Raw genomic sequence first — 23,700 nt, forward strand, 5'->3', positions numbered from 1 at the left:
TTAATGCCGCAGGTCATTTTTCTGCCACACGCCGAGCATTGCCCGGACGGTATGGTCGTGGAGGCTGAGACCGGCAAGTCCATCCTCGAAGTTGCCCATGACAACCACATCGAGATCGAGAGTGCCTGTGGCGGTGTCTGCGCCTGCACCACCTGCCACTGCATCATCCGCGAGGGTTTCAACTCCCTTGAAGAAGCCGATGAGCTGGAAGAGGACTTTCTTGATCGTGCGTGGGGCCTTGAGGCGCAATCGCGCCTAAGCTGTCAGGCAAAGGTCGGGACTGAAGACATCACTGTCGAAATTCCGAAGTATTCGCTCAACCATGCGGCCGAAGCGCCGCATTGATTCAAGGAAATGTCATGAGCCTGAAATGGGTTGATGTACAAGAAATCGCCATTCTGCTGGCTGATGGTCATCCGGATCTGGACCCTTATTCGCTGAACTTTGTCGCGTTGCGTGACATGGTCATGGCTTTGCCGGGGTTTGAGGATGAGCGGGACCGTGGCGGCGAAAAGGTCCTGGAAGCTATCCAGACCGCCTGGAAAGAAGAACAGGACTGACGCCTTCCTCACGCAGTTAGGCAATACCCAATAACCCGCGTATAATTCGCGGGTTTAATTTTTCGTAAATTACCGTTTCTGGAGTTACACCATGGCTGTTCAACGTACTTTCTCCATCATCAAGCCTGACGCTGTTGCAAAAAACGTCATCGGCGAGATCACCACTCGTTTCGAAAAAGCCGGCCTGAAGGTTGTAGCTTCGAAACTCAAGCAACTGTCCAAGGCTGAAGCTGAAGGCTTCTACGCTGAGCACAGCGCTCGTGGTTTCTTCGGCGACCTGGTTGCCTTCATGATCTCCGGTCCTGTTGTTGTTCAGGTTCTGGAAGGTGAAAACGCTATCGCTCTGAACCGTGAGCTGATGGGCGCTACCAACCCTAAAGAAGCCGCTGCCGGCACCATCCGTGCTGACTTCGCCGAGTCCATCGACGCCAACGCCGTTCACGGTTCGGACTCCGAAGCCGCTGCTGCTCGCGAAATCGCTTACTTTTTCGCTGCTACTGAAGTAACCGCTCGCTAAGCATCGGCTTAAAGAGTGAGGGTGAATCCATGACTACATCGACTGTTAAAACCAACCTGCTGGGGCTGACTCAACAGGAAATGGAAAAATTCTTCGACTCAATCGGGGAGAAGCGTTTCCGTGCCGGTCAGGTAATGAAGTGGATTCACCACTTTGGCGTCGACGATTTCGATGCCATGACGAACGTCAGCAAGGCCCTGCGCGACAAGCTCAAGGCCATTGCCGAAGTCCGTGGTCCTGAAGTGGTCAGCGAGGACATCTCCAGCGACGGCACCCGTAAGTGGGTGGTGCGCGTGGCGTCCGGCAGCTGCGTCGAGACCGTATACATTCCCCAGGGCAAACGCGGCACCTTGTGCGTTTCGTCCCAGGCAGGCTGTGCCCTGGACTGCAGTTTCTGCTCCACCGGCAAGCAAGGCTTCAATAGCAACCTCACCGCCGCCGAAGTCATCGGCCAGGTGTGGATTGCCAACAAATCCTTTGGCAGCGTCCCGGCGACCGTCGACCGTGCCATCACCAACGTGGTGATGATGGGCATGGGTGAGCCGCTGCTGAACTTCGACAACGTTGTTTCGGCCATGCACCTGATGATGGACGACCTGGGCTACGGCATCTCCAAGCGCCGTGTGACCCTGTCGACCTCCGGCGTGGTACCGATGATCGATGAGCTGTCCAAGCACATCGACGTCTCCCTGGCGTTGTCGCTGCACGCACCCAATGACGCATTGCGTAACCAATTGGTGCCGATCAACAAGAAGTATCCGCTTAAGATGCTGCTCGAATCTTGCCAGCGCTACATGTCGTCCCTGGGCGAAAAGCGCGTGCTGACCATCGAGTACACCTTGCTCAAAGACATCAACGACAAGGTTGAACACGCGGTCGAGATGATCGAGTTGCTCAAGAACATCCCGTGCAAGATCAACCTGATTCCGTTTAACCCGTTTCCTCATTCTGGCTACGAACGGCCGAGCAACAACGCCATCCGTCGTTTCCAGGATCAACTGCACCAGGCCGGTTACAACGTCACCGTACGCACCACGCGTGGCGAAGACATCGACGCCGCCTGTGGCCAATTGGTAGGGCAGGTGATGGACCGCACCCGCCGCAGCGAGCGCTACATCGCGGTGCGTGAATTGAACGCCGCCGACGATTTGCCGCAAATTGCTGTGAATCGAATCTGAGAGAGGATCTCTATGCCCTTGCGCCTTGCGCTGCTCTTGCTTGTTGCCGGCCTTGCGGCCGGTTGTGTTTCATCGGGCCATGAGCGCCTGTTGCAGACCGGTAAAGGCCGTGATGAGGCGCGTGTTGCCTATGTGCAACTGGGCTTGGGTTACCTGCGCCAAGGCATGAGCGAGCAGGCCAAGGTGCCCTTGAAAAAGGCCCTTGAACTGGACGGTGGCGATGCCGACGCGAATGCCGCCCTCGCCTTGGTGTTCCAGGCCCAGGCCGAGCCTGAATTGGCCGAGCAGTATTTTCTCAAGGCCCTGGCCTCCCGACCTGCTGACCCACGGTTGCTGAACAATTACGGCAGCTTCCTGTTCGAGCAGAAACGCTATGACCAGGCCGCAAGTTATTTCCAGCAGGCATCCGCCGATACCCTTTACCCGGAGCGGTCGCGGGTATTCGAGAACCTGGGCGTCACTTCGGTGCGTCTCGGTCAGCGCGACAATGCCCGCCAGCAACTGGAAAAAGCCCTGCATTTGAATAGTCGCCAGCCACGGGCCTTGCTCGAAATGGCTGAGTTGTCTTACGAAGACAGGCATTATGTGCCGGCACGTGACTATTACGAGCGCTTTAGCCTGCTCAGCGGGCAAAATGCACGTAGTCTATTGCTCGGTGTGCGCTTGGCGACGGTTCATGACGAACCTGATACCGCCGCACGTTTTGGCCAGCAACTCGAACGACTCTATCCCGGTACGCCGGAATATCAGCAATACCTGTCGGAGTAATGATGAAAGCGGCGCCCCCGGAAGTTGTAGCAGCTAATCGCGTAAACCCAGGCGAGACCTTGCGTCAGGCCCGCGAAAGCAATGGCTGGTCGCTGGCAGAAGTGGCCCTCAAGCTCAATTTGACCAGCACGTCCCTGGCCAATCTGGAGGCCGGCGCGTTCGACAAGTTGCCGGGGCATACCTTCGCCCGCGGCTATATCCGCGCCTACGCCAAGTTGCTGGGCATCGACCAGGCCGTGCTGGTTCAGGAATTCGACCAGTTCACCGGTACCGACTCCCAGGGCAGCAATGTCCATGGCCTGGGGCGTATCGAAGAGCCCGTGCGTGTATCCCACACCATTTTGCGTATTGTCAGCCTGTTGCTGCTGGTCGCCGTGATCGGCGGTGGTTTCGTCTGGTGGCAGGACCAGACCTCCCAGCGCAACAAGGATTTGACCAGTAACGCCCTGGAGCACGTCGAAGTCGAAAGTGCCGACGGCACCACCCAGATTCATCCGTTGGATGAGCCGGAAGACCAGGCTGTTACCGAAGCCCAGGCTGCGCCACAAGCGCCGGCCGTCGCCGATCAGCCGGCCCAGCAAGAGCAAACCCCGCCTGCTGCGACGGCGGCCGTACCGACGCCAGCCGTACCTGCTGCGCCTGCCGCTCCAGCTGCCCAGGCTCATGTGCCGGTCGCACCGGTGCCGGCGCAAGCCGCGGCCGTGCCGGCTACCCCGTCTGCTCCGGCGGTTTCCGCGCCGACCACGCCTGCATTGATCGCCGGTGATGGCCACATTCAGATCACGTTCATCGCTGACTGCTGGACACAAGTCACCGATGGCAATGGCAAAGTGCTGTTTAGCGGTCTGAAGCGTAAGGGAGATACGCTCGACCAAGGCGGCAAGCCTCCTTTGACGCTGCGTCTGGGCTATGCCCGTGGCGCGCAAGTGGCCTACAACGGCCAGCCTGTGGACGTGGCGCCGTTCACCAGTGGCGAGACTGCTCGCCTCAAGTTGGGACAATAGTCATGCACGGCGAATCTCCAATCAAACGTCGCGTATCGCGCAAGATCTGGGTCGGCTCGGTGCCGGTGGGTGGTGATGCCCCCATCGCGGTACAAAGCATGACCAACAGCGACACCAACGATGTGGCTGCCACCGTTGCCCAGATCAACCGTCTGGAAGCCGCCGGCGTCGACATCGTGCGGGTTTCCGTGCCGGATATGGACGCTGCCGAAGCATTCGGCCGCATCAAGCAGTTGGTCAAGGTGCCCTTGGTCGCCGACATTCACTTCGACTACAGGATCGCCTTGCGTGTCGCCGAGCTGGGCGTGGATTGCCTGCGCATCAACCCGGGCAACATCGGTCGCGAAGACCGGGTGCGTGCGGTAGTGGATGCGGCCCGTGACCGTGGCATCCCGATCCGTATCGGCGTCAACGCCGGTTCGCTGGAAAAAGACCTGCAAAAGAAATACGGCGAGCCTACCCCGGCGGCGCTGGTTGAATCGGCGTTGCGCCACGTTGAACACCTTGAGCGCCTGAATTTCCAGGACTTCAAGGTCAGCGTAAAGGCCTCCGACGTGTTCATGGCGGTCGAAGCCTACCGTTTGCTGGCCAAGGAAATCGTGCAGCCGCTGCACCTGGGTATCACTGAAGCGGGCGGTTTGCGTTCAGGCACAGTGAAATCTGCGGTAGGTCTCGGTATGCTGCTCGCCGAAGGGATTGGCGATACTATCCGCATCTCCCTGGCGGCAGACCCGGTAGAGGAAGTGAAGGTCGGTTACGACATTCTCAAATCCCTGCATTTGCGTTCCCGTGGCATCAACTTCATTGCCTGCCCGAGCTGCTCGCGGCAGAACTTCGACGTGGTGAAAACCATGAACGATCTTGAAGGACGCCTCGAAGACCTGCTGGTGCCGCTGGATGTTGCGGTGATCGGTTGTGTGGTCAACGGCCCCGGTGAAGCCAAAGAGGCGCACATCGGTTTGACCGGTGGCACACCGAACCTGATCTACATCGACGGAAAGCCGGCGCAGAAGTTGACGAATGACAATCTGGTGGATGAGCTTGAAAGGCTGATCCGCGAGAAAGCGGCCGAGAAGGTCGCGGCTGACGCAGCGCTGATCGCGCGCGGCTAAGAACGAATTTAAGGATTAGATGTGAGCAAGTCTCTGCAAGCCATCCGTGGCATGAACGACATCCTGCCGGAGCAGACGCCACTGTGGCGTTACTTCGAGAGCACGGTCGCGCGTCTGTTGGATAACTACGGTTACAAGCAGATCCGCATGCCGATCGTCGAGTTCACCGAGCTGTTCAAGCGCTCCATCGGTGAAGTAACCGACATCGTTGAAAAAGAGATGTACACCTTTGAAGACCGCAATGGCGACTCCCTGACCCTGCGTCCGGAAGGTACCGCCGCGTGCGTGCGCGCCGTGCTCGAACATGGCATCACCGGTGGTGGCCAGACCCAGAAGCTCTGGTACATCGGCCCGATGTTCCGCCACGAGCGTCCACAGAAAGGGCGTTATCGCCAGTTCCACCAGATCGGTTGCGAAGTCTTCAACCTGGACGGCCCGGACATCGACGCCGAGCTGATCGTGCTGACCTGGCGCCTGTGGGGGCAGTTGGGCATCCGCGATGCGGTCAAGCTCGAACTCAACAGCCTGGGCACCAGCGAATCCCGGGGCCGCTATCGCGAAGCCCTGGTCGAGTACCTGTCCGCCCACCTGGACAAGTTGGATGAAGACAGCCAGCGCCGTCTGAAAACCAACCCGTTGCGCGTACTGGATACCAAGAACGCCGACACCCAGGCCGTACTGGTCGACGCGCCGAAAATGGCCGACTACCTGGACGACGAGTCCCGTGCGCACTTCGAGGGCCTCAAGGCTCGCCTGGATGCCGCCGGTATTCCCTACGTGATCAACCCGAAACTGGTTCGCGGCCTCGATTACTACAGCAAGACCGTGTTCGAGTGGGTCACCGACAAGCTTGGCGCCCAAGGTACCGTTTGTGCCGGTGGTCGCTACGACGGCCTGGTTGAGCAGATGGGCGGCAAGCCGACTACGGGCGTGGGTTTCGCCATGGGTATCGAGCGACTGATCCTGCTGCTGGAAACCCTGGAGCAGATCCCTGAAGAGATTTCCCGTCAGGTGGACGTGTACCTGTGCGCCTTTGGCGAGGCCGCCGAACTGGCGGCCCTGGCCTTGAGCGAAAAAGTACGCGACCAACTGCCGAACCTGCGCCTGCAGATCAATGCGGGTGCCGGCAGCTTCAAGAGCCAGTTCAAGAAGGCTGACAAGAGCGGTGCACTGTATGCGCTGATCCTCGGCGATGACGAGCTGGCCCAGCAAGTGATAGGTTTCAAACCTCTGCGTGGCCAGGGCGAACAACAAAACATTGCCTTTGATGCGCTCGCCGCGCACTTGGCCACCTGCGTCGTGCAGGGTTGAGCTGTCGAACAGCCGAATTTAGCGATTAAGGAGTATTGGGGTGTCGAGTACTGATGATGAGCAACTGGCCGAGTTCAAGGACTGGTGGCAGCGTAACGGCAAGCCCCTGGTTACTGGCGGTCTGCTGGCGTTAGTGGTGGTGTTCGGCTGGCAAGCCTGGCACAAGTATCAGGCTAACCAGTCCCAAGGCGCCTCGATCCTCTATCAGCAATTGCTGGAAACCACGCTGACCCCGAATGGCAAGCCTGACCCGGCGCAGGTTGCCGACCTGGCCGGCAAGCTGAAAAGCGAATTTGGCGGTAGCACCTACGCCCAGTACGGTAGCCTGTTCGTCGCGAAAGTCGCGGTCGACACCGGCAAGCTGGATGATGCAGCCGTTGAGCTGAAGGCTATCGCCGACAAGCCGACCAACCCGACCCTGGGTGAGATCGCACGTCAGCGCCTGGCACAGGTATTGGCGGCACAGAACAAGGCTGACGAAGCACTCAAACTGCTCGACGGCGATGCTGACAAGGCATTTGTGGCCACTCGTGAAGAGCTCAAGGGCGACCTGTTGGTCCAATTGGGTCGTACCGACGAAGCCCATGCTGCGTACCAAAAAGCCAAGGCGGCGCTGTCTGATGAAGCGGCGGTCGGTGGCTTACAAATCAAGCTGGACGACTTGGCCAAAGGGGATGCGTGACGTGATCCGTTGGAAACATGCAGCATTGCTGGCTCTGGCCGTTCTGGCCGCGGGTTGCAGCAGCAACAGCAAAAAAGAACTGCCTCCGGCCGAGCTGACCAGCTTCAAGGAAGAAGTGGTCCTGCAAAAGCAGTGGAGCCGCTCCGTCGGTGACGGCCAGGGTGATCTCTACAACCTGTTGCAGCCGGCAATCGACGGCGACAACATTGTGGCCACTGACTCCACTGGCGTCGTTATGTCCATGGACCGCATGAACGGCGACGTCAAATGGAAGAAAGACCTCGACCTGCCGATTTCCGGTGGTGTGGGCGTCGGCTACGGCATGGTGTTGATCGGTACGCTCAAAGGCGAAGTGGTCGCCCTGGACTCGAGCAACGGTGAAGAGAAATGGCGCGCTCGCGTGACCAGTGAAGTCCTCGCCGCGCCTGCCACCAACGGCGATATCGTCGTGGTGCAGACCCAGGATGACCGTCTGATCGGCCTGGATGCCGCGACCGGCAACCAGCGCTGGTTGTATGACAGCACCCCGGCGGTGTTGACCTTGCGCGGTACCAGTGGTCCGATTGTGACCAATAACCTGGCCGTTGCGGGGCTGTCCACCGGTAAAGTGGTCGCCCTGGATACCCAGAACGGCGTGCCGGCCTGGGAAACCCGTGTTGCCATCCCGCAAGGTCGCTCCGAGCTGGATCGCGTGGTCGACATCGACGGCGGCTTGCTGCTGTCGGGCGAGACGATCTACGTGGCCACTTATCAGGGGCGCGTTGCTGCGCTGGACCTGCAAAGCGGCCGGATCAACTGGCAGCGTGATGCTTCCAGCTACGCCGGTGTCGCCCAAGGTTTTGGCAGCGTCTATGTAAGCCTGGCGTCCGGCACCGTTGAAAGTGTCGACGAGCGTTCCACTACTGCACTTTGGAGCAATGACTCGCTGGCTCGCCGTCAACTGTCGGCGCCGGAAGTGTTCTCCAGCTACGTGGCGGTAGGTGACTTCGAAGGTTACCTGCATCTGCTGAGCCAGGTGGATGGTCGTTTTGTCGGTCGCGAGCGTATCGACAGCGACGGCCTGCGTGTTCGTCCGCTGGTCGTGGGTAACATGCTTTATGTGTTCGGCAACAGCGGCAAGCTGGAAGCCCTGACCATCAAGTAAGAACTATGCTTGGGGCTAGCCCCTCAAGCAGCTTCACCTGTAGGAGCTAGCAAGCTCGCCCCTACAGTCGAGCACCAGCCGCTGCCTTGCAGCGGCTTTTGTATTTTCTGAAATAACGAAGTGGAGAGCCGCATGGTTCCCGTAATCGCCCTGGTGGGCCGACCTAACGTCGGCAAGTCCACCTTGTTCAACCGCCTGACCAGGACTCGCGACGCCATCGTCGGCGACTTGTCCGGTCTGACCCGTGATCGCCAATACGGTGAGGCAAAGTGGCAAGGGCGCTCCTACATTATTGTCGACACCGGTGGTATTTCCGGTGACGAGCATGGCATGGACGAAAAAATGGCCGAGCAGTCGCTGCTGGCCATCGAAGAAGCCGATGTCGTGTTGTTCCTGGTGGATGCCCGTGCGGGCTATACCGCTGCCGACCAGATGATTGGCGAGCACCTGCGCAAGCGCAACAAGCGTTCCTATGTGGTTGCCAACAAGATCGACAACATCGATCCTGAGTTGGCCCGTGCCGAATTCAGCCCGATGGGCCTGGGTGATGCGATCCCGATCGCCGGTGCCCACGGTCGCGGCATCAGCCAGATGCTGGAAATTGCCCTGAGCAGTTTCCCCAAGGATGATGTCGAGGAAGAAGAGGGTGAGGAAGAGATCGTCGCCGAAGGTGAGGAAGCCAAGCGCATTCCAGGCCCGAGCGAGAAAGACGGTATCAAGATCGCCATCATCGGCCGCCCGAACGTCGGCAAGTCGACGCTGGTCAACCGCATGCTCGGTGAAGACCGGGTTATCGTGTACGACCAACCCGGCACCACCCGCGACAGCATCTACATCCCGTTCGAACGTAACGAGGAAAAGTACACGCTGATCGACACCGCCGGTGTGCGCAAGCGCGGCAAGATCCACGAGGAAGTTGAAAAGTTCTCCGTGGTGAAAACCCTGCAGGCCATCAAGGACGCCAACGTGGTGATCTTTGTGATGGACGCCCGTGAAGGCGTGGTAGACCACGACCTCAACCTGCTGGGCTTTGCCCTGGAGGCCGGTCGCGCACTGGTCATCGCGATCAACAAGTGGGACGGCATGACGCCGAGCGAGCGCGATTTCGTCAAAACCGAGCTGCAGCGTCGCCTGTTCTTCGTCGAGTTCGCCGATATCCACTTTATCTCGGCACTGCACGGCACTGGCGTGGGCAACCTCTATGCGTCCGTACAGAACTCGTTCAGGTCTGCGGTCACCCGCTGGCCCACAAGCCGCCTGACCCAGATCCTGGAAGACGCCGTTGGCGAGCACGCGCCGCCGATGGTCAACAACCGCCGGATCAAACTGCGTTACGCCCACTTGGGCGGTGCCAACCCGCCGATTATCGTGATCCACGGTAACCAGATCGAGAAGGTGCCGAAATCCTATGTGCGTTACCTGGAAAACACCTACCGTCGTGTCTTGAAGCTGGTCGGTACGCCGATCCGTATCGAGTTCAAAGGTGGCGAGAACCCATACGAAGGCAACAAGAACACCTTGACTGACCGTCAGGTGAACAAGAAGCGTCGTTTGATGAGCCACCATAAGAAGGCCGACAAGAAGCGCCGCGATAAGCGCTGATTTCGACCACACAGAAAGGGCTCTTGATGAGCCCTTTTTTGTGCGCGGTGGTTTGTGCCTTGACCCGATGCAACCAGCAGCTTAAAACTTGAGGCTTACCTGCAGGGGCCTTTCGATGATCACCAGCAAGCTGCCGAATGTCGGCACGACCATTTTCACCACCATGTCGCAACTCGCTGCCGAAACCGGCGCGCTCAACCTGTCCCAAGGGTTTCCGGACTTCAACGGCCCCCAGGGTTTGCTCGACGCGGTGGGCAAGCACATCGCCCTGGGTCACAACCAATATGCGCCAATGACCGGCCTGCCGGTGCTGCGTCAGCAGGTGGCCGCCAAGATCGCCCGCAGTTATGGCGCCACGGTCAATGCTGACACTGAGGTGACCATCACGCCCGGCGCCACCGAGGCGATCTTCTGCGCGATTCAGGCGGTGATTCGCCAAGGTGATGAAGTCATCGTGTTCGACCCTTGCTACGACAGCTACGAGCCCTCCGTCGAACTGGCCGGCGGTCGGTGCATCCATGTGCAGTTGAGCCTGCAAGGTTTTGCCTTGGACTTTGAAAAGATCAAGGCTGCACTTTCGCCGCGCACGCGCATGATTATCCTCAACACCCCGCACAACCCTACTGGCGCACTGATCAGCCGTGCCGAACTGGACCAGTTGGCCGAACTGATCCGCGACCGTGATATTTATCTGGTCAGTGATGAGGTTTACGAACACCTGGTATTCGATGGCGTGCCCCACGTCAGCGTATTGGCCTATGCAGAGCTGTACTCGCGTGCGTTCGTGGTCAGTTCTTTTGGCAAGACCTACCACGTCACCGGCTGGAAAACCGGCTACGTCGTCGCGCCACCGGCCCTGACGGCCGAACTGCGCAAGGTGCATCAATATGTCAACTTCTGCGGAGTGACCCCGCTGCAGTATGCTTTGGCCGACTTCATGGCCGAACATCCGGAGCACGTCGACGAACTGCCGGCGTTCTATCAAGCCAAGCGTGATCTGTTCTGCGACCTGCTGGCCCCGTCGCGCTTGAGCTTTACCCGGGTAAGCGGTACTTACTTTCAACTGGTGGATTACTCGCAGATTCGCCCGGACCTGGATGACGTCGCCATGTCACTGTGGATGACCCGCGAACACGGTGTGGCGACCATCCCGGTCTCGGTGTTCTATCAGCACCCACCCCAAGGCCAGCGCCTGGTGCGCCTGTGCTTTGCCAAACGCGAGGAGACGCTGCGACAAGCGGCCGAAAAACTATGCGTGATCTGAGTACATTGCCGAATCTGAATATTGCCCTGGTCCAGACCCACTTGGCCTGGCATGACCGCCAGGCCAACCTTGAACACTTCGAGCTGTTGCTGGAGCAGGCGACAGGGGCTGATCTGATCGTGTTGCCGGAAATGTTCACCACCGGTTTTTCGATGGAGTCGGCCACGCTCGCCGAGCCGGAACAGGGGCCTACCCATCAATGGCTCCAGGCCCAGGCAGCGAAGCACAACGCGGTAATCACCGGCAGCGTCATCATCCAGGCGGCGGACGGCAGCCACCGCAACCGCCTGCTGTGGGCGCGCCCGGATGGCGAGGTGCTGCATTACGATAAACGCCACCTGTTCCGTATGGCGGGCGAGCATGACCATTACACGCCGGGCGAGCGCCAGGTACAGTTTGAATTGAAAGGCTGGCGTATTCGCCCGCTGATTTGCTACGACCTGCGCTTCCCGGTGTGGAGCCGCGACGCCCAGGACACCGATCTGCTGCTGTACACCGCCAACTGGCCGGGTGCCCGCCGTCTGCATTGGAACCGCCTGCTGCCGGCGCGAGCCATCGAAAACCTGTGTTACGTGGCTGCAGTGAACCGGGTGGGAACCGATGGCAAAGGCTTTGCCTATACCGGTGACAGCCAGGTGCTGGATTTCCAGGGCGAGACCTTGCTGAGTGCCGGCGAGGCGGATGGGGTGTTCCAGGTGTGCCTGGTCGCGGCGGAGCTGGCGGATTATCGCACCCGGTTTCCAGCGAACCTGGATGCCGATAGTTTTCAGTTTGTCTGATCGGTTCTCGCTGTTTGTCATTTCGCCATCGGGAGCAAGCCCCCTCCCACCATTTGGAATGCATTCCAAGTGTGGGAGGGGGCTTGCTCCCGATGAGGCCAGACCGAACGCCCTGATATCTCAAACAAAAAAGGCCCCTGGATTCTCACCCAGGGGCCTTTTGCATTTCAGCGGTAGGGCTTACGCCGCTTTCGCTTCCAGCTGGCTCAACGAGCGGTTCAGCGCACTGAACACCGCCTTGAAGCTCGCCGTAGTGATGTTTTCGTCAATGCCCACGCCGTGCACCGGGCGCTCGCCATTCACACGCAGTTCAATGTAGGCCGCCGCCTTGGCATTGGTACCTGCACCGATGGCGTGTTCGTTGTAGTCCATGATCTCCACCTTGATCGGCAGGGCGGCGACCAGGGCTTCCAGGGTACCGTAGCCCTTGCCGTGCCAGCGCAGGTTGGTTTCACCCTGGCCCTTGCCCGAGACTTCGACTTCTACCGAACTGTTGCCGTTCTCTTCCTGCAGGCGGTGGCTGACCAGCGCGTACGGGGTGTTGGCTTGCAGGTACTCACGTTGCAGCAAGGCGTAGATCTGCTGTGCGGTCATCTCCAGGCCGATGCGGTCGGTTTCGGCCTGCACCACCTGGCTGAATTCGATCTGCATGCGGCGCGGCAAGCTGATGTCGTATTCCTGCTCCAGCAGGTAGGCGATACCACCTTTGCCCGACTGGCTGTTCACCCGAATCACGGCCTCGTAGCTGCGGCCGATGTCGGCCGGGTCGATCGGCAAGTACGGCACTTCCCACAGCGCATCGTCCTTCTGCTGGGCGAAACCCTTGCGGATTGCGTCCTGGTGGGAGCCGGAGAAGGCGGTGTGCACCAGGTCGCCGACGTAGGGGTGACGTGGGTGCACCTGGATCTGGTTGCACTCCTCGACGACTTTACGCACGCCGTCGATGTCGGAGAAGTCCAGCTGTGGGTCGAGGCCCTGGGTGTACATGTTCAGTGCCACGGTGACCAGGTCGACGTTACCGGTACGCTCGCCGTTGCCGAACAGGCAGCCTTCGACACGGTCGGCGCCGGCCATCAGGCCCAGCTCGGTGGCGGCAACGCCCGTGCCACGGTCGTTGTGGGTGTGCAGGCTGATGATCACGCTGTCACGACGGTTGATATGGCGACCGAACCACTCGATCTGGTCGGCATAGATGTTCGGCGTCGCGCATTCAACGGTGGCCGGCAGGTTGAGGATCATCTTGTGCTCAGGTGTCGGGTTCCACACCTCGATCACTGCATCACACACTTCCTTGGCGAACTCCAGCTCGGTGGCGCTGAAGGTCTCCGGCGAGTATTCGAAGGTCCAATGGGTTTCAGGCTGCTGGGCGGCGTATTTGACGAACAGCTTGGCGGCGTTGACCGCGATGGCCTTGATGCCTTCCTTATCCTGGTTGAACACGATGCGACGGAACGACGGCGACGTGGCGTTATACAGGTGCACGATGGCCTTCTTGGCACCGCGCAGGGATTCGAAGGTACGCGCAATCAGGTCTTCACGACCCTGGGTCAGCACCTGGATGGTGGTGTCCTCGGGGATGTGGTTGTCTTCGATCAGGGTGCGTACAAAGTCGAAGTCGGTTTGCGAGGCCGCCGGGAACGAAGCCTCGATTTCCTTCACGCCGACCGCCACCAGGGTCTTCCAGAAACGCAGCTTTTTAACCGCGTCCATTGGCTCGATCAGCGACTGGTTGCCATCACGCAGGTCGGAACTGCACCAGATCGGCGCGCTGGTGATGGTTTTCGAAGGCCAGGTGCGGTCCGGGATATCGATAGTCGGGAACGCACGGTACTTGGAAGACGGGTCTTTGAGCATGCTCATCAGAAAAATCCTTGTTGTAGGGCCGAGAAGAGGCGGCCTGCCGGAAAGCGTTTATTAGGGATAAAACCGGGGACGAGACAGATCGATTCAGCCTGGCAGTCGTGCGCTGACGAGGCACAGGCTGCGGTGCTGGCGGAGCTGAATGAGGGTGTGAGAGGTTTTCATAAGCTCAACCCTAACCGCCGAGGTGAAAGATGGCAAGCAGTCGAGAAAAATTGAGAGAAGTTCTGCTATTGCTGCAGAAAACGAGATTTTATAGTGGGTAATTATCTACGCACTGGTATTTATTGCGCGCCCTTTGGCGAGCGCGCAATCGAGCCGATCAAGGTTGGAAGGCGCCGATAAAGATCGCCGGGTCCACTCGCGCATCATTGAGGCTGACGTTCCAATGCATATGCGGCCCGGTCGCGCGGCCTGTCGAGCCGACCTTGCCGACCACGGCGCCGCGTGCCAGTTGATCGCCGGTTTTCACGTCGATCTTCGACATATGGCAGAACATGCTGATAAAGCCCTGGCCATGGTCAACGAACACAGTGTTGCCGTTGAAGAAGTAGTTGCCGGTCAGGATCACTTTACCCGCTGCCGGGGTTTTGATCGGGGTGCCGGCACCGACGGCGAAGTCCAGGCCGGAATGCGGGTTGCGTTCCTCGCCATTGAAGAAGCGGCGCACGCCGAACTTGCTCGACAGCGGCCCATTCACCGGTTTATCCAGTACGAGGTTGCTCGGCAGGTTGGGGCTGAAGGTGCGGTAGGCCTTGATCTGCACCGCCAGTTCGCCCTCGATGCGCTTGAGCTGGGCCGGGTCGGGGTTGACCTGGCTTTTGTTTTTCAAGGTGATGCGTTGTTCCGGGTATTTCTTGTAACCGACGATAAATGGCAGGTTGCGCCCGCCGCTGATGATGCGCTCGTTGCCCGGCTTGACGGTCAGCGGGATACCCACAATCGCCAGCCAGTTGTCCTGCTCCTTGACCACCAGCACCGGTTTGCCTTGGTAAGTGGCTTTGGGCGCCGTCGCCGAAGGGCCGAGATCGACCACCGCAACGCCGCCGGGCACCGGTTTGTTCAGGGTGCGGGTGATGTAGCTGTCGGCATGGGCATTAAAGGCAAGGCACAGCAGCATTAACAGGCTGAGTAAACGTGGCATCGATCAATCCAATAACGAAAGGGTGACGGGTGTCAGGTGGTTGTCTTCCACCCGCACCTGCAATTGGCCTTCACCAAGACGCGCGGTCAGCCGCTGGCCGGTGTGGGTCTGTGCGGCGTTGCGGATGGCCTGGCCGCGTTCGTCCAGCAGAATGCTGTAACCCCGGCCCAGGGTCGCCAGCGGGCTGACGACCTGCAGCGTCTGCACCTGGCTTTGCAGTTGCAGGCGGCGGGCCTTGAGACCTTCGCGCATGGCGCGGGGCAGGCGTTCGGCGAGGCTGTCCAGGCGCTGGCGCAACAAGGCCAGTTGGCGCCCCGGGTGTTGGCCGGCAAGGCGGGTTTCCAGGCGAATCAGGCGTTCGCGGCGGGTATTGAGGCTGCGTTCGAACGCACGGCGCAGGCGCATGTCCAGGTCATCCAGGCGCTGGGCTTGCTGGCGCAGGCGTTCGCCGGGGTGGCGCAGGCGGCGGGCCATGCCTTCCAGGCGCAGGCGGTCGTGGGTGAGGCGGTTGCGCATCAGCATCACCAGCCTTCGGTGCAGGCTTTCGACCTGGCGCACCAGGTGGCTGGCATCCGGGGCCAGCAATTCAGCAGCGGCCGAGGGCGTTGGGGCGCGAACGTCCGCGACAAAATCGCTGATCGATACATCGGTTTCATGGCCGACGGCACTGACGATCGGTGTGACGCAGGCATCCACCGCCCGGGCCACCGCTTCTTCGTTGAAGCACCAGAGGTCTTCCAGTGAGCCGCCGCCACGGGCCAGGATCAACGCATCAAAGCCGCGGGCGTCGGCCAGTTTCAGCGCCCGCACGATCTGCGGGATCGCTTCGCGGCCTTGTACGGCAGTGGGGATCAACGTCAATTGCACCTGTGGTGCACGGCGGCGGAACACGCTGATGATGTCGCGGATCACCGCACCGGTTGGTGAGCTGATAATGCCAATACGCCGAGGGTGCGCCGGCAGCGGTACTTTGCGTTCGGCACTGAACAGGCCTTCGGCGCTGAGTTTTTCCTTCAGGGCATCGAAAGCCAGGCGCAGCGCACCATCACCGGCCGGCTCCACCGTGTCGAGGATCAACTGATAGTCACCGCGGCCCTCGAACAGTGAGACCTTGCCACGCACCTTGACCGCCAAGCCATCCTTCAACGCCTGGCGCACCCGTGCGGCATTGTTGCGAAACAGTGCGCAACGCACCTGGGCGCCACTGTCCTTGAGGGTGAAGTACACGTGGCCGGAGGCTGGGCGGGCGAGGTTGGAGATCTCGCCTTCCACCCAGATATTGGTGAACACGTCTTCCAGCAACACCCGCGCGCGGCCGTTGAGCTGGCTGACAGTCAGGACTTCGCGGTCCAGGCCCAGACGGGCAAAGGGATCTTTAATCATGGCGGCAGTTTATAGGCATTCGTGCAGGGTTTGGCAGAATTGCTCCACCAGCGCGCTGGGCGTCTGTGCGCGGGCCAGGGCCACGGTGCTCAGGCAATCCGGTTCGGCGAGGGGCAAAAAGTGCAGGTTGGGAGGCGCAATGTCCTGCATGGATTTTGGTAACAAGGCAATACCGAAACCGGCCTGGATCAGTTGCAGTTGGGTGGTCTTGCGCGACATCACCCGCGCCGCCCTGGGGAAAAAACCAGCACGCATGCACAGTTCCGCCGACAGGTAACTCAGGCCGCCACGCTGGGGATGGGGGATCGAGATAAACGCTTCATCTTTGAGCTGCGCCCATTCGATCGGCCCGTCTGTGCGGGCGAGTGGATGGTTCGGCGGCACCGCCAGCAGCAGTTGCTCACTATATAAAGGCTCCACCTGCACGCCTTCACGTTGGCGCAGCACCGGCAGGCGTAACAGGCCAACGTCCAGGCGGCCGTTGGCGATTTCCTCCAGTTGCGCTTCGGAGGAGAGTTTGGCGATATCCACCGACACGCCGGGGCAGCGCTCCAGCCAGGTGCTGATGCCCTGTAACAATGGGCCGCTCATCGGCACGGTACTTGAGTGGCTCAGGCGCAACGTGCCAAGTTGACCGTGACCCACTTGTGTCGCCATTTCGCTGGCCTTGAGTAGCTCACTCAGCAGGTTGCGCGCCCGTGGATAGAACGCTTCGCCGGCGGCGGTGAGTCGAGGTTGGCGTGCAGTGCGTTCGAACAGTGGGGTTTGCAGCTGGGTTTCCAGCTCCTTGATCTGTCGGCTCAGGGCCGATTGCGCTACAAACAGGCGTTCGGCAGCGGCGCTGAAGCTGCCGCTGTCGGCGATTTCGACGAAGTAGCGCAGTTGGCGGGTGGAGATCACACGTCATGCCTTTTAGAGATAGGTGAAGGGCTTTGAAGATATTAGTCGCATCTCTCACCGATGGCTAAAGTGATGACCTTCTCTTTAAAGGAATAACCCATGAGCCCTGTCGAGTTGATGAGCCAGTGGTCGTTTGGTGGGATCGATTGGGCGGTGATCGGCCTGGGCGTGGTCGTGGCCTATGTCGTGTTCGGTATTGCCGGTTTCGGTACGGCGCTGGTGGCGGGGCCGATCCTGATTGTGTTTATGCCGCTGTCGAAGATCATCCCGCTGCTGGTGCTGCTGGATTTCGTCGCGGCGTTTGGCAATCTGCTGCAGTCGCGGCGTGATGTGAACCCGCCGGAGCTGTTGCGCTTGCTGCCGTGCATGGCCGTGGGCTGCACACTCGGGGTGGTGTTTCTGCTCAATCTGCATTCGGATCTGTTGCTGCTGTTGATGGGGCTGTTCATCAGCGCCTATGCGATCTACAGCCTGGCCGTGAAGGCCCGGCCCACTCAGTTGGCGGCGGGTTGGTCGGTGCCCATGGGCACTGTCGGCGGTCTGTTTGGCGCGCTGTTCGGCAGTGGCGGCTTTTTATACGCGATCTACTTGAACAGTCGTTTGCCCAAGGACGCGGCGCGCGCCACACAAAGCGCGTTGATCAGTTGCAGCACGGTGGTGCGCCTGAGCCTGTTCCTGATCGCCGGGGTGTACGCCGACGGGCCGTTGCTGATGCTGGCGCTGTGCTTGTTGCCGGCGATGGCCCTCGGGCTGTGGTGTGGGCGCAGGCTGACGATGCGCATGTCCCGTGAGGCTTTTGTGCGTTTGGTGACTTGGCTGGTGCTGGCCAGTGGTATTGCCTTGATCGGGCGGTATTTGAGTACTTGACCTGTGTGAGGCAGGGATTAAGCTGCCTGCCTTTAGAGCCTCATCGGGGGCAAGCCCCCTCGCACATTTTGAATTGTGAATACCTTCAAAGGTGGGAGGGGGCTCGCCCCCGTTGAGGCCAGTGGCCATACCGCAGGACTCCCATGAACTCCCAAAGCATCCTTGTCCCGAAAATCTCCACCTTGCCCGTCCACGAACCCCGCGCCCGCGCGATCGTGCGCTGGCTGGTGCGTAAGAACATCATCAAGGAAGAGCTGAGCACCTGCGGGCGTACCGGCAACCGCATGGCTTACGCGCTGGCTGATGGCGCCCGCGCCGTGGTGCTGCACCCCGAAGCGCTGCCGTTCAACGAGCCGGTCAACGGCCTGGAGATCATCTACAAGCGTTGCATCTATACGCCAGCCAAAGGTTTTCTCGAAGAAGCCGGCTGCCCGGAATGCCTTAAGGAGGTCGGCGAGGCATTGTTCGAAAGCCTGGAAGACTGGATGCCTGGCCACACTGACAACTTCACTTGCCCGCTGTGTGGGCATGAGGATGACATCAACGGTTTTCTGTTCCTGCAGGAATGCGGGTTTTCCAACCTGGGATTCATTTTCAACAATTGGGCGGAGGCCGGGTTCAAGCAAAGCTTTATCGACGAATTTGCCGACTGGCTGGACCAGGAGATCAGTTGGGTCAAAGTCGAGCTGTAACCCACCTGAAAAGCTACAGGTTTTCTCCATCTATCAGTATTACCAAGTTTGTCAGAGTTTTACATTGAGCCCAGCAGGGTGCGTGTATATAATGGCGCGCTTCCATTTTCCCGCTCGGGAGCCCCCGCGATGCTGCGTATCAGCCAAGAAGCTCTGACATTCGACGACATTCTCCTAGTGCCTGGTTATTCCGAGGTGCTTCCTAACGAAGTCAGTCTCAAGACCCGCCTAACCCGTGGCATCGAGCTGAATATTCCTCTGATTTCCGCTGCCATGGACACCGTCACTGAAGCCCGTCTGGCCATCGCCATGGCTCAGGAAGGCGGCATTGGCATCATCCACAAGAACATGACCATCGAGCAGCAAGCTGCCGAAGTGCGCAAGGTCAAGCGTTACGAAGCCGGTGTGGTGAAAGATCCCATCACCATCGAAGCCGACGCCACCGTGCGTGACTTGTTCGACCTCACTCGCACGCACAACATCTCCGGTGTTCCGGTGCTGCACGATGGCGACCTGGTCGGCATCGTCACTTCCCGTGACGTGCGTTTCGAGAACCGTCTTGAAGTCACCGTCCGCGAAGTGATGACGCCTAAAGAGCGTCTGGTCACCGTCAAGGAAGGCGCCGACAAGAACGATGTGCGCGAACTGCTGCACAAGCACCGCATCGAGCGCGTGCTGATCGTCGACGACAAGTTCGCCCTCAAAGGCATGATGACCGTCAACGACATCGAAAAAGCCAAGGCTTACCCGCTGGCCAGCAAGGATGACCAAGGTCGTCTGCGCGTGGGCGCCGCCGTCGGTACCGGTAAAGATACCGGCGACCGCGTTTCGGCCCTGGTCGCCGCCGGTGTTGACGTGGTGGTGGTCGACACTGCCCACGGTCACTCCAAAGGTGTGATCGACCGCGTCCGCTGGGTCAAAGAGAACTTCCCGGAAGTGCAGGTGATCGGTGGCAACATCGCTACCGGCGCAGCCGCCAAGGCCCTGGCCGAAGCGGGCGCCGACGCCGTCAAGGTCGGTATCGGCCCTGGCTCGATCTGCACCACCCGTATCGTCGCCGGTGTCGGCGTGCCGCAAATCAGCGCCATCGCCAACGTCGCCGCCGCCCTTGAAGGCACTGGCGTGCCGTTGATCGCCGACGGCGGCATCCGCTTCTCCGGTGACCTGTCCAAGGCCATCGTTGCCGGTGCCTCCTGCGTGATGATGGGCTCGATGTTCGCCGGTACCGAAGAAGCCCCGGGTGAAGTCGAACTGTTCCAGGGCCGTTCGTACAAGGCTTACCGTGGCATGGGTTCGCTGGGCGCCATGTCCCAGGCACAAGGTTCTTCCGACCGTTACTTCCAGGACTCCTCGGCAGGCGCCGAGAAGCTCGTACCGGAAGGGATCGAAGGCCGTGTACCGTACAAAGGCCCGCTGAGCGCCATCATCCATCAACTGATGGGCGGCCTGCGTTCCTCGATGGGCTACACCGGTAGCGCCAACATCGAAGAGATGCGCACCAAGCCAGAGTTCGTAAGGATCACCGGCGCCGGCATGGCTGAATCCCATGTCCACGACGTGCAGATCACCAAGGAAGCGCCAAACTACCGCGTAGGTTGAGGCTTCCAGCAAAACGTTAAGTAACCGGGGCTGTTCTTCAGCCCCGAGTTGTTTCTGATTCATTAGACGAGACTGACTTCATGGCCCTCGACATTCACGCCCACCGCATCCTGATCCTCGACTTCGGTTCCCAGTACACTCAGCTGATCGCCCGCCGCGTGCGTGAAATCGGCGTGTACTGCGAACTGCATCCGTTCGACATGGACGACGCAGCGATCCGCGAATTCGCCCCCAAGGGTGTCATCCTCGCCGGCGGCCCCGAGTCCGTGCACGAAGCCAACAGCCCGCGCTGCCCGCAAGCGGTATTCGACCTGGGCGTGCCGGTCTTCGGTATCTGCTACGGCATGCAGACCATGGCCGAGCAACTGGGCGGCAAGGTTGAAGGTTCCGAGCTGCGTGAATTCGGTTATGCCCGTGTGGACGTGGTCGGCAAGAGCCGCCTGCTGGACGGCATCGAAGATCACATCGACGCCGACGGCCTGTTCGGCCTCGATGTGTGGATGAGCCACGGTGACAAGGTCACCAAGATGCCGGAAGACTTCCACATCCTGGCCAGCACCCCGAGCTGCCCGATCGCCGGCATGTTCAACGACGAGCGTCGTTACTACGGCGTGCAGTTCCACCCGGAAGTGACCCACACCAAGCAGGGCGGTCGCATCCTTTCGCGCTTCATTCTCGACATCTGCGGGTGTGAAGCCCTGTGGACGCCGTCGAAGATCGCTGAAGACGCCATCGCCCAGGTTCGCGCCCAGGTCGGCACCGACAACGTGCTGCTCGGCCTGTCCGGCGGCGTAGACTCCTCCGTGGTTGCAGCGCTGCTGCACAAGGCCATCGGCGACCAACTGACCTGCGTGTTCGTCGACAACGGCCTGCTGCGCTTGCATGAAGGCGAGCAAGTGATGGCCATGTTCGCCGAGAACATGGGCGTCAAGGTGATCCGCGCCAACGCCGAAGAGCAGTTCCTGAACAACCTGGCCGGCGAGTCCGACCCGGAGAAGAAGCGCAAGATCATCGGTCGCACCTTCATCGACGTGTTTGATGCCGAGTCCAACAAACTGGACAACATCAAGTACCTCGCCCAGGGCACCATCTACCCCGACGTGATCGAGTCGGCCGGCGCCAAGAGCGGCAAGGCCCACGTGATCAAGTCCCACCACAACGTGGGTGGCCTGCCTGAGGAAATGAACCTCAAGCTGGTAGAACCGCTGCGCGAACTGTTCAAGGACGAAGTCCGCCGTCTGGGCCTGGAGCTGGGCCTGCCGTACGACATGGTCTACCGCCATCCATTCCCGGGCCCGGGCCTGGGCGTGCGCATCCTGGGTGAAGTGAAGAAGGAATACGCCGACCTGCTGCGTCGCGCCGACCACATCTTCATCGAAGAACTGCGCAAGGCCGACTGGTACCACAAAGTCAGCCAGGCGTTCGTAGTATTCCAGCCGGTGAAATCGGTGGGTGTTGTAGGCGATGGCCGCCGTTACGCGTGGGTCGTGGCCCTGCGTGCCGTAGAAACCATCGACTTCATGACCGCCCGTTGGGCACACCTGCCATACGAACTGTTGGAAACTGTCAGCGGCCGTATCATCAATGAGATCGAAGGCATCTCGCGCGTGACGTATGACGTGTCGAGCAAGCCGCCGGCGACGATTGAGTGGGAATGATCCTGCAATAGCAGGTGAGTGCTGAATAACAAAACCCCGGCCATATGCCGGGGTTTTGTGTTTCAGGTGGCAGGCGAGGTCAGAAAAACTCGTCCAGCAAACAATAGAACTTCATGCGCTGTTCATCGGGCTCAACACCATAAAGCTCAAAAAAGGCTTTCACCCATGCCTGCCCCAGGTTGCGTTCAATACTTCGCGCTGCCAGGGCCAGGTCTTGATAACGGTCACTGATTCCCAGGCGGCCGCAGTCGATGAAGCCGCTGAAGCGAGCGTCTGCCGTCATGAAGTTCGGCAGGCAGGCATCGCCATGGGTGACAACCTGATCTTGGATCTTTGGCCGAGTCGACAGCAGTTCGGCAAACACGTCCTCAGCACTTCGTCCCAGTCGCTCATCGTCGAAGTCCGCTTCGTCCACGAGCCCGGCGCTGACATGCTTCTGGGCGCGTGCGATACGTTGCTCAACTGAATGGTCGAAGGGGCAAAGCGCGACGGGGACTTGATGCAAAGTCCGCAGCGCCGTCGCCAGTATGTTGATGACCTGCGCGGCAGAAAGCCCGCTGGCACTGGCCAGGTCCTGTCCCGGCACGGCGGTCATCAGCAGCCAATGGCGATGGTCGTCTTGCACTTCATCCAGGACCACAGGTGCAGGCAGATCCATTTGCCGCAGCCAGCGAAGCCGTTCGATTTCGTCTGCCAGCTCGCTGTGTTCATCGAGCCGCTCTGATTTCAGGAACAGATCCGTGCGGCCATCCTGGCGCAGGCGAAAGACGTCTGCCCGCGACTCGCCGATGGCTTGCTGCTCGATGAGTGCATGGGGGTATTGTCTATGCCATTTGCTTGGGATTTTCATGTTTGTTTCCGGCTTATCGACGTGCAATATCCGAAAAATAAAACTTATCCAACGTATGCCGCGACTCGGTGTACTCGAACTGCCGCCCGTCCTGCAAAAACGTCTGGTTACTCACCACGATCACATGGCTCTGGCCTTCGAGGTCGAGGTGAGTCTGGTCGTCTTTGCCGCGCGGCAGGGCTTCGATGGTGCGTTGGGCGTAGGCAATCTGCAACTGCAGGGTCTGTTCGATAAACGCGTAGATTGATTGTTCGGCAATGTCGCGATCCAGCCCCGGGATCACGTCCGCGACGAAGTGGTTGATGTCCAGGATCACGCGTTTGCCGCCGATGCGCCGTACCCGTTTGATGCGGGTGATCAGGGTGCCGGGCTCTGCTTCGATGTGTTGCAGCAGTGTGCCTTCCAATGGGAACTGGGTGAACTCGACGACTTCGGTGCGTACGTCATCGCCCAGGTCGGCGTGGGTTTCGTGGAAGCTGACGATACCGCCCAGTTGGAACTCGATCGGGTTGGGCGACAGCACGAAGGTGCCCTTGCCGTGGATCTTTTGTGCAAAACCACGTTCCTGCAACTGTTCGATGGCCCGGCGCACGGTGCCTCGGCTGGCCTGGTAGCTGTCCATCAATTCGGTTTCGGAGGGAAGGCGCGTGCCGCGTTGCAGGCGTTCAGTGGTGATGCTGGCAAGCAGATCCGTATAGATCTGGTTGTATTTGCTCATGGAGATGGCTCTGTGCCCGACTGATGAAGGTGACTGCGCGTTCAGGCAGGAACCTTAGTGGCAGAGGTGGGGTTTGTCCATTGCAGGCCGGCGTAAGAGCTGAAATGT

Annotated in this window: 23 protein-coding genes; 17 read left to right on the forward strand and 6 right to left on the reverse strand. The window is 59.9% G+C overall.

What is annotated here, in order from left to right; genetic code table 11:
* The first annotated feature begins 3 nt into the window (after nt 1–3).
* From fdx to ACQRBT_RS12820, 13 genes are all read left to right on the forward strand, one after another.
* Nucleotides 4–345 carry an ISC system 2Fe-2S type ferredoxin gene (gene fdx / locus ACQRBT_RS12760; protein WP_032890689.1) on the forward strand — a complete coding sequence of 114 codons (342 nt, stop codon included), beginning with the start codon at nt 4–6 and terminating at the stop codon, nt 343–345.
* A 14-nt stretch (nt 346–359) separates the two neighbouring features.
* The gene (gene iscX, locus ACQRBT_RS12765; RefSeq protein WP_123715338.1) at nt 360–560 is read left to right on the forward strand and encodes a Fe-S cluster assembly protein IscX; all 201 of its coding nucleotides are present in this window, start codon (nt 360–362) and stop codon (nt 558–560) included.
* 91 nt (nt 561–651) lie between these two features.
* Nucleotides 652–1,077, forward strand: a complete 426-nt coding sequence (ndk, locus tag ACQRBT_RS12770; RefSeq protein WP_060754319.1) for a nucleoside-diphosphate kinase — start codon at nt 652–654, stop codon at nt 1,075–1,077.
* A gap of 29 nt (nt 1,078–1,106) precedes the next feature.
* Entirely contained in the window at nt 1,107–2,255 is a 1,149-nt protein-coding gene (rlmN, locus tag ACQRBT_RS12775; protein ID WP_060754318.1) for a 23S rRNA (adenine(2503)-C(2))-methyltransferase RlmN, read from the forward strand.
* A 12-nt stretch (nt 2,256–2,267) separates the two neighbouring features.
* Nucleotides 2,268–3,023 (forward strand): type IV pilus biogenesis/stability protein PilW, encoded by a 756-nt coding sequence (pilW, locus tag ACQRBT_RS12780; RefSeq protein ID WP_412046740.1) that lies wholly within the window; start codon nt 2,268–2,270, stop codon nt 3,021–3,023.
* 2 nt (nt 3,024–3,025) lie between these two features.
* Complete coding sequence (locus tag ACQRBT_RS12785; protein WP_060754316.1) at nt 3,026–4,027, forward strand: RodZ domain-containing protein; 1,002 nt, start codon at nt 3,026–3,028, stop codon at nt 4,025–4,027.
* 2 nt (nt 4,028–4,029) lie between these two features.
* Entirely contained in the window at nt 4,030–5,139 is a 1,110-nt protein-coding gene (ispG, locus tag ACQRBT_RS12790) for a flavodoxin-dependent (E)-4-hydroxy-3-methylbut-2-enyl-diphosphate synthase (protein WP_060754315.1), read from the forward strand.
* Between the two features lie 21 nt (nt 5,140–5,160).
* Complete coding sequence (gene hisS / locus ACQRBT_RS12795; protein WP_090368718.1) at nt 5,161–6,450, forward strand: histidine--tRNA ligase; 1,290 nt, start codon at nt 5,161–5,163, stop codon at nt 6,448–6,450.
* A gap of 40 nt (nt 6,451–6,490) precedes the next feature.
* On the forward strand, nt 6,491–7,132 hold the full coding sequence (locus tag ACQRBT_RS12800; protein ID WP_060754313.1) for a YfgM family protein: 642 nt from the start codon (nt 6,491–6,493) through the stop codon (nt 7,130–7,132).
* Nucleotides 7,125–8,276, forward strand: coding sequence for an outer membrane protein assembly factor BamB (gene bamB, locus ACQRBT_RS12805; protein WP_412046741.1), 1,152 nt, complete (start codon nt 7,125–7,127; stop codon nt 8,274–8,276). Before ACQRBT_RS12800 ends, bamB begins: the two co-directional genes overlap by 8 nt.
* 132 nt (nt 8,277–8,408) lie before the next feature.
* Nucleotides 8,409–9,878, forward strand: coding sequence for a ribosome biogenesis GTPase Der (gene der, locus ACQRBT_RS12810; protein WP_090368723.1), 1,470 nt, complete (start codon nt 8,409–8,411; stop codon nt 9,876–9,878).
* A 115-nt stretch (nt 9,879–9,993) separates the two neighbouring features.
* The gene (locus tag ACQRBT_RS12815) at nt 9,994–11,142 is read left to right on the forward strand and encodes a pyridoxal phosphate-dependent aminotransferase (protein ID WP_412046742.1); all 1,149 of its coding nucleotides are present in this window, start codon (nt 9,994–9,996) and stop codon (nt 11,140–11,142) included.
* Nucleotides 11,130–11,921, forward strand: a complete 792-nt coding sequence (locus ACQRBT_RS12820) for an amidohydrolase (RefSeq protein ID WP_060754309.1) — start codon at nt 11,130–11,132, stop codon at nt 11,919–11,921. Before ACQRBT_RS12815 ends, ACQRBT_RS12820 begins: the two co-directional genes overlap by 13 nt.
* A gap of 180 nt (nt 11,922–12,101) precedes the next feature.
* Here the strand turns inward: ACQRBT_RS12820 and leuA are convergent, their stop codons facing one another.
* The 4 genes from leuA to ACQRBT_RS12840 all read right to left on the reverse strand — a co-directional run bounded on the left by leuA (nt 12,102) and on the right by ACQRBT_RS12840 (nt 17,208).
* Nucleotides 12,102–13,781: a 2-isopropylmalate synthase gene (gene leuA / locus ACQRBT_RS12825; RefSeq protein ID WP_090368728.1), complete on the reverse strand. Its 1,680-nt coding sequence runs from the start codon at nt 13,779–13,781 to the stop codon at nt 12,102–12,104.
* 322 nt (nt 13,782–14,103) lie between these two features.
* The gene (locus ACQRBT_RS12830) at nt 14,104–14,925 is read right to left on the reverse strand and encodes a M23 family metallopeptidase (RefSeq protein WP_104994742.1); all 822 of its coding nucleotides are present in this window, start codon (nt 14,923–14,925) and stop codon (nt 14,104–14,106) included.
* A gap of 3 nt (nt 14,926–14,928) precedes the next feature.
* Nucleotides 14,929–16,308, reverse strand: a complete 1,380-nt coding sequence (gene xseA, locus ACQRBT_RS12835; RefSeq protein ID WP_060754306.1) for an exodeoxyribonuclease VII large subunit — start codon at nt 16,306–16,308, stop codon at nt 14,929–14,931.
* Nucleotides 16,309–16,317: 9 nt separating this feature from the next.
* Nucleotides 16,318–17,208: a LysR family transcriptional regulator gene (locus ACQRBT_RS12840; RefSeq protein WP_412046743.1), complete on the reverse strand. Its 891-nt coding sequence runs from the start codon at nt 17,206–17,208 to the stop codon at nt 16,318–16,320.
* A gap of 99 nt (nt 17,209–17,307) precedes the next feature.
* On the opposite strand from ACQRBT_RS12840, the gene ACQRBT_RS12845 reads away from it, so the two are divergent.
* From ACQRBT_RS12845 to guaA, 4 genes are all read left to right on the forward strand, one after another.
* Entirely contained in the window at nt 17,308–18,075 is a 768-nt protein-coding gene (locus ACQRBT_RS12845) for a sulfite exporter TauE/SafE family protein (protein WP_060754304.1), read from the forward strand.
* Nucleotides 18,076–18,218: 143 nt separating this feature from the next.
* Entirely contained in the window at nt 18,219–18,767 is a 549-nt protein-coding gene (locus ACQRBT_RS12850) for a sugar ABC transporter ATPase (protein WP_412046744.1), read from the forward strand.
* 129 nt (nt 18,768–18,896) lie between these two features.
* Nucleotides 18,897–20,366, forward strand: coding sequence for an IMP dehydrogenase (guaB, locus tag ACQRBT_RS12855; RefSeq protein ID WP_060754302.1), 1,470 nt, complete (start codon nt 18,897–18,899; stop codon nt 20,364–20,366).
* Nucleotides 20,367–20,446: 80 nt separating this feature from the next.
* Nucleotides 20,447–22,024, forward strand: a complete 1,578-nt coding sequence (gene guaA / locus ACQRBT_RS12860) for a glutamine-hydrolyzing GMP synthase (RefSeq protein WP_060754301.1) — start codon at nt 20,447–20,449, stop codon at nt 22,022–22,024.
* 79 nt (nt 22,025–22,103) lie between these two features.
* Here the strand turns inward: guaA and ACQRBT_RS12865 are convergent, their stop codons facing one another.
* Together ACQRBT_RS12865 and treR are read right to left on the reverse strand one after the other, a co-directional pair.
* A complete protein-coding gene (locus ACQRBT_RS12865; protein ID WP_244700465.1) occupies nt 22,104–22,874 on the reverse strand; it encodes an APH(3')-II family aminoglycoside O-phosphotransferase in 771 nt (256 codons plus the stop codon).
* A gap of 13 nt (nt 22,875–22,887) precedes the next feature.
* Nucleotides 22,888–23,592, reverse strand: a complete 705-nt coding sequence (treR, locus tag ACQRBT_RS12870) for a trehalose operon repressor (protein WP_060754299.1) — start codon at nt 23,590–23,592, stop codon at nt 22,888–22,890.
* Nucleotides 23,593–23,700 lie beyond the last annotated feature (108 nt).

It is taken from the genome of Pseudomonas sp. R19M, assembly GCF_050312585.1.
GTDB classification, from domain to species: Bacteria; Pseudomonadota; Gammaproteobacteria; order Pseudomonadales; family Pseudomonadaceae; genus Aquipseudomonas; species Aquipseudomonas palleroniana.

What these genes read in the sequence shown, in the direction of transcription:
- der (WP_090368723.1), top strand. Translation starts at nt 8,409, where the DNA reads ATGGTTCCCGTAATCGCCCTGGTGGGCCGACCTAACGTCGGCAAGTCC.
- leuA (WP_090368728.1), bottom strand. Translation starts at nt 13,781, where the DNA reads ATGAGCATGCTCAAAGACCCGTCTTCCAAGTACCGTGCGTTCCCGACT.
- ACQRBT_RS12820 (WP_060754309.1), top strand. Translation starts at nt 11,130, where the DNA reads ATGCGTGATCTGAGTACATTGCCGAATCTGAATATTGCCCTGGTCCAG.
- ACQRBT_RS12815 (WP_412046742.1), top strand. Translation starts at nt 9,994, where the DNA reads ATGATCACCAGCAAGCTGCCGAATGTCGGCACGACCATTTTCACCACC.
- bamB (WP_412046741.1), top strand. Translation starts at nt 7,125, where the DNA reads ATGCGTGACGTGATCCGTTGGAAACATGCAGCATTGCTGGCTCTGGCC.
- ACQRBT_RS12785 (WP_060754316.1), top strand. Translation starts at nt 3,026, where the DNA reads ATGAAAGCGGCGCCCCCGGAAGTTGTAGCAGCTAATCGCGTAAACCCA.
- guaA (WP_060754301.1), top strand. Translation starts at nt 20,447, where the DNA reads ATGGCCCTCGACATTCACGCCCACCGCATCCTGATCCTCGACTTCGGT.
- ACQRBT_RS12850 (WP_412046744.1), top strand. Translation starts at nt 18,219, where the DNA reads ATGAACTCCCAAAGCATCCTTGTCCCGAAAATCTCCACCTTGCCCGTC.
- fdx (WP_032890689.1), top strand. Translation starts at nt 4, where the DNA reads ATGCCGCAGGTCATTTTTCTGCCACACGCCGAGCATTGCCCGGACGGT.
- ACQRBT_RS12830 (WP_104994742.1), bottom strand. Translation starts at nt 14,925, where the DNA reads ATGCCACGTTTACTCAGCCTGTTAATGCTGCTGTGCCTTGCCTTTAAT.
- xseA (WP_060754306.1), bottom strand. Translation starts at nt 16,308, where the DNA reads ATGATTAAAGATCCCTTTGCCCGTCTGGGCCTGGACCGCGAAGTCCTG.
- ndk (WP_060754319.1), top strand. Translation starts at nt 652, where the DNA reads ATGGCTGTTCAACGTACTTTCTCCATCATCAAGCCTGACGCTGTTGCA.
- ispG (WP_060754315.1), top strand. Translation starts at nt 4,030, where the DNA reads ATGCACGGCGAATCTCCAATCAAACGTCGCGTATCGCGCAAGATCTGG.
- ACQRBT_RS12865 (WP_244700465.1), bottom strand. Translation starts at nt 22,874, where the DNA reads ATGAAAATCCCAAGCAAATGGCATAGACAATACCCCCATGCACTCATC.
- pilW (WP_412046740.1), top strand. Translation starts at nt 2,268, where the DNA reads ATGCCCTTGCGCCTTGCGCTGCTCTTGCTTGTTGCCGGCCTTGCGGCC.
- guaB (WP_060754302.1), top strand. Translation starts at nt 18,897, where the DNA reads ATGCTGCGTATCAGCCAAGAAGCTCTGACATTCGACGACATTCTCCTA.
- ACQRBT_RS12845 (WP_060754304.1), top strand. Translation starts at nt 17,308, where the DNA reads ATGAGCCCTGTCGAGTTGATGAGCCAGTGGTCGTTTGGTGGGATCGAT.
- rlmN (WP_060754318.1), top strand. Translation starts at nt 1,107, where the DNA reads ATGACTACATCGACTGTTAAAACCAACCTGCTGGGGCTGACTCAACAG.
- treR (WP_060754299.1), bottom strand. Translation starts at nt 23,592, where the DNA reads ATGAGCAAATACAACCAGATCTATACGGATCTGCTTGCCAGCATCACC.
- iscX (WP_123715338.1), top strand. Translation starts at nt 360, where the DNA reads ATGAGCCTGAAATGGGTTGATGTACAAGAAATCGCCATTCTGCTGGCT.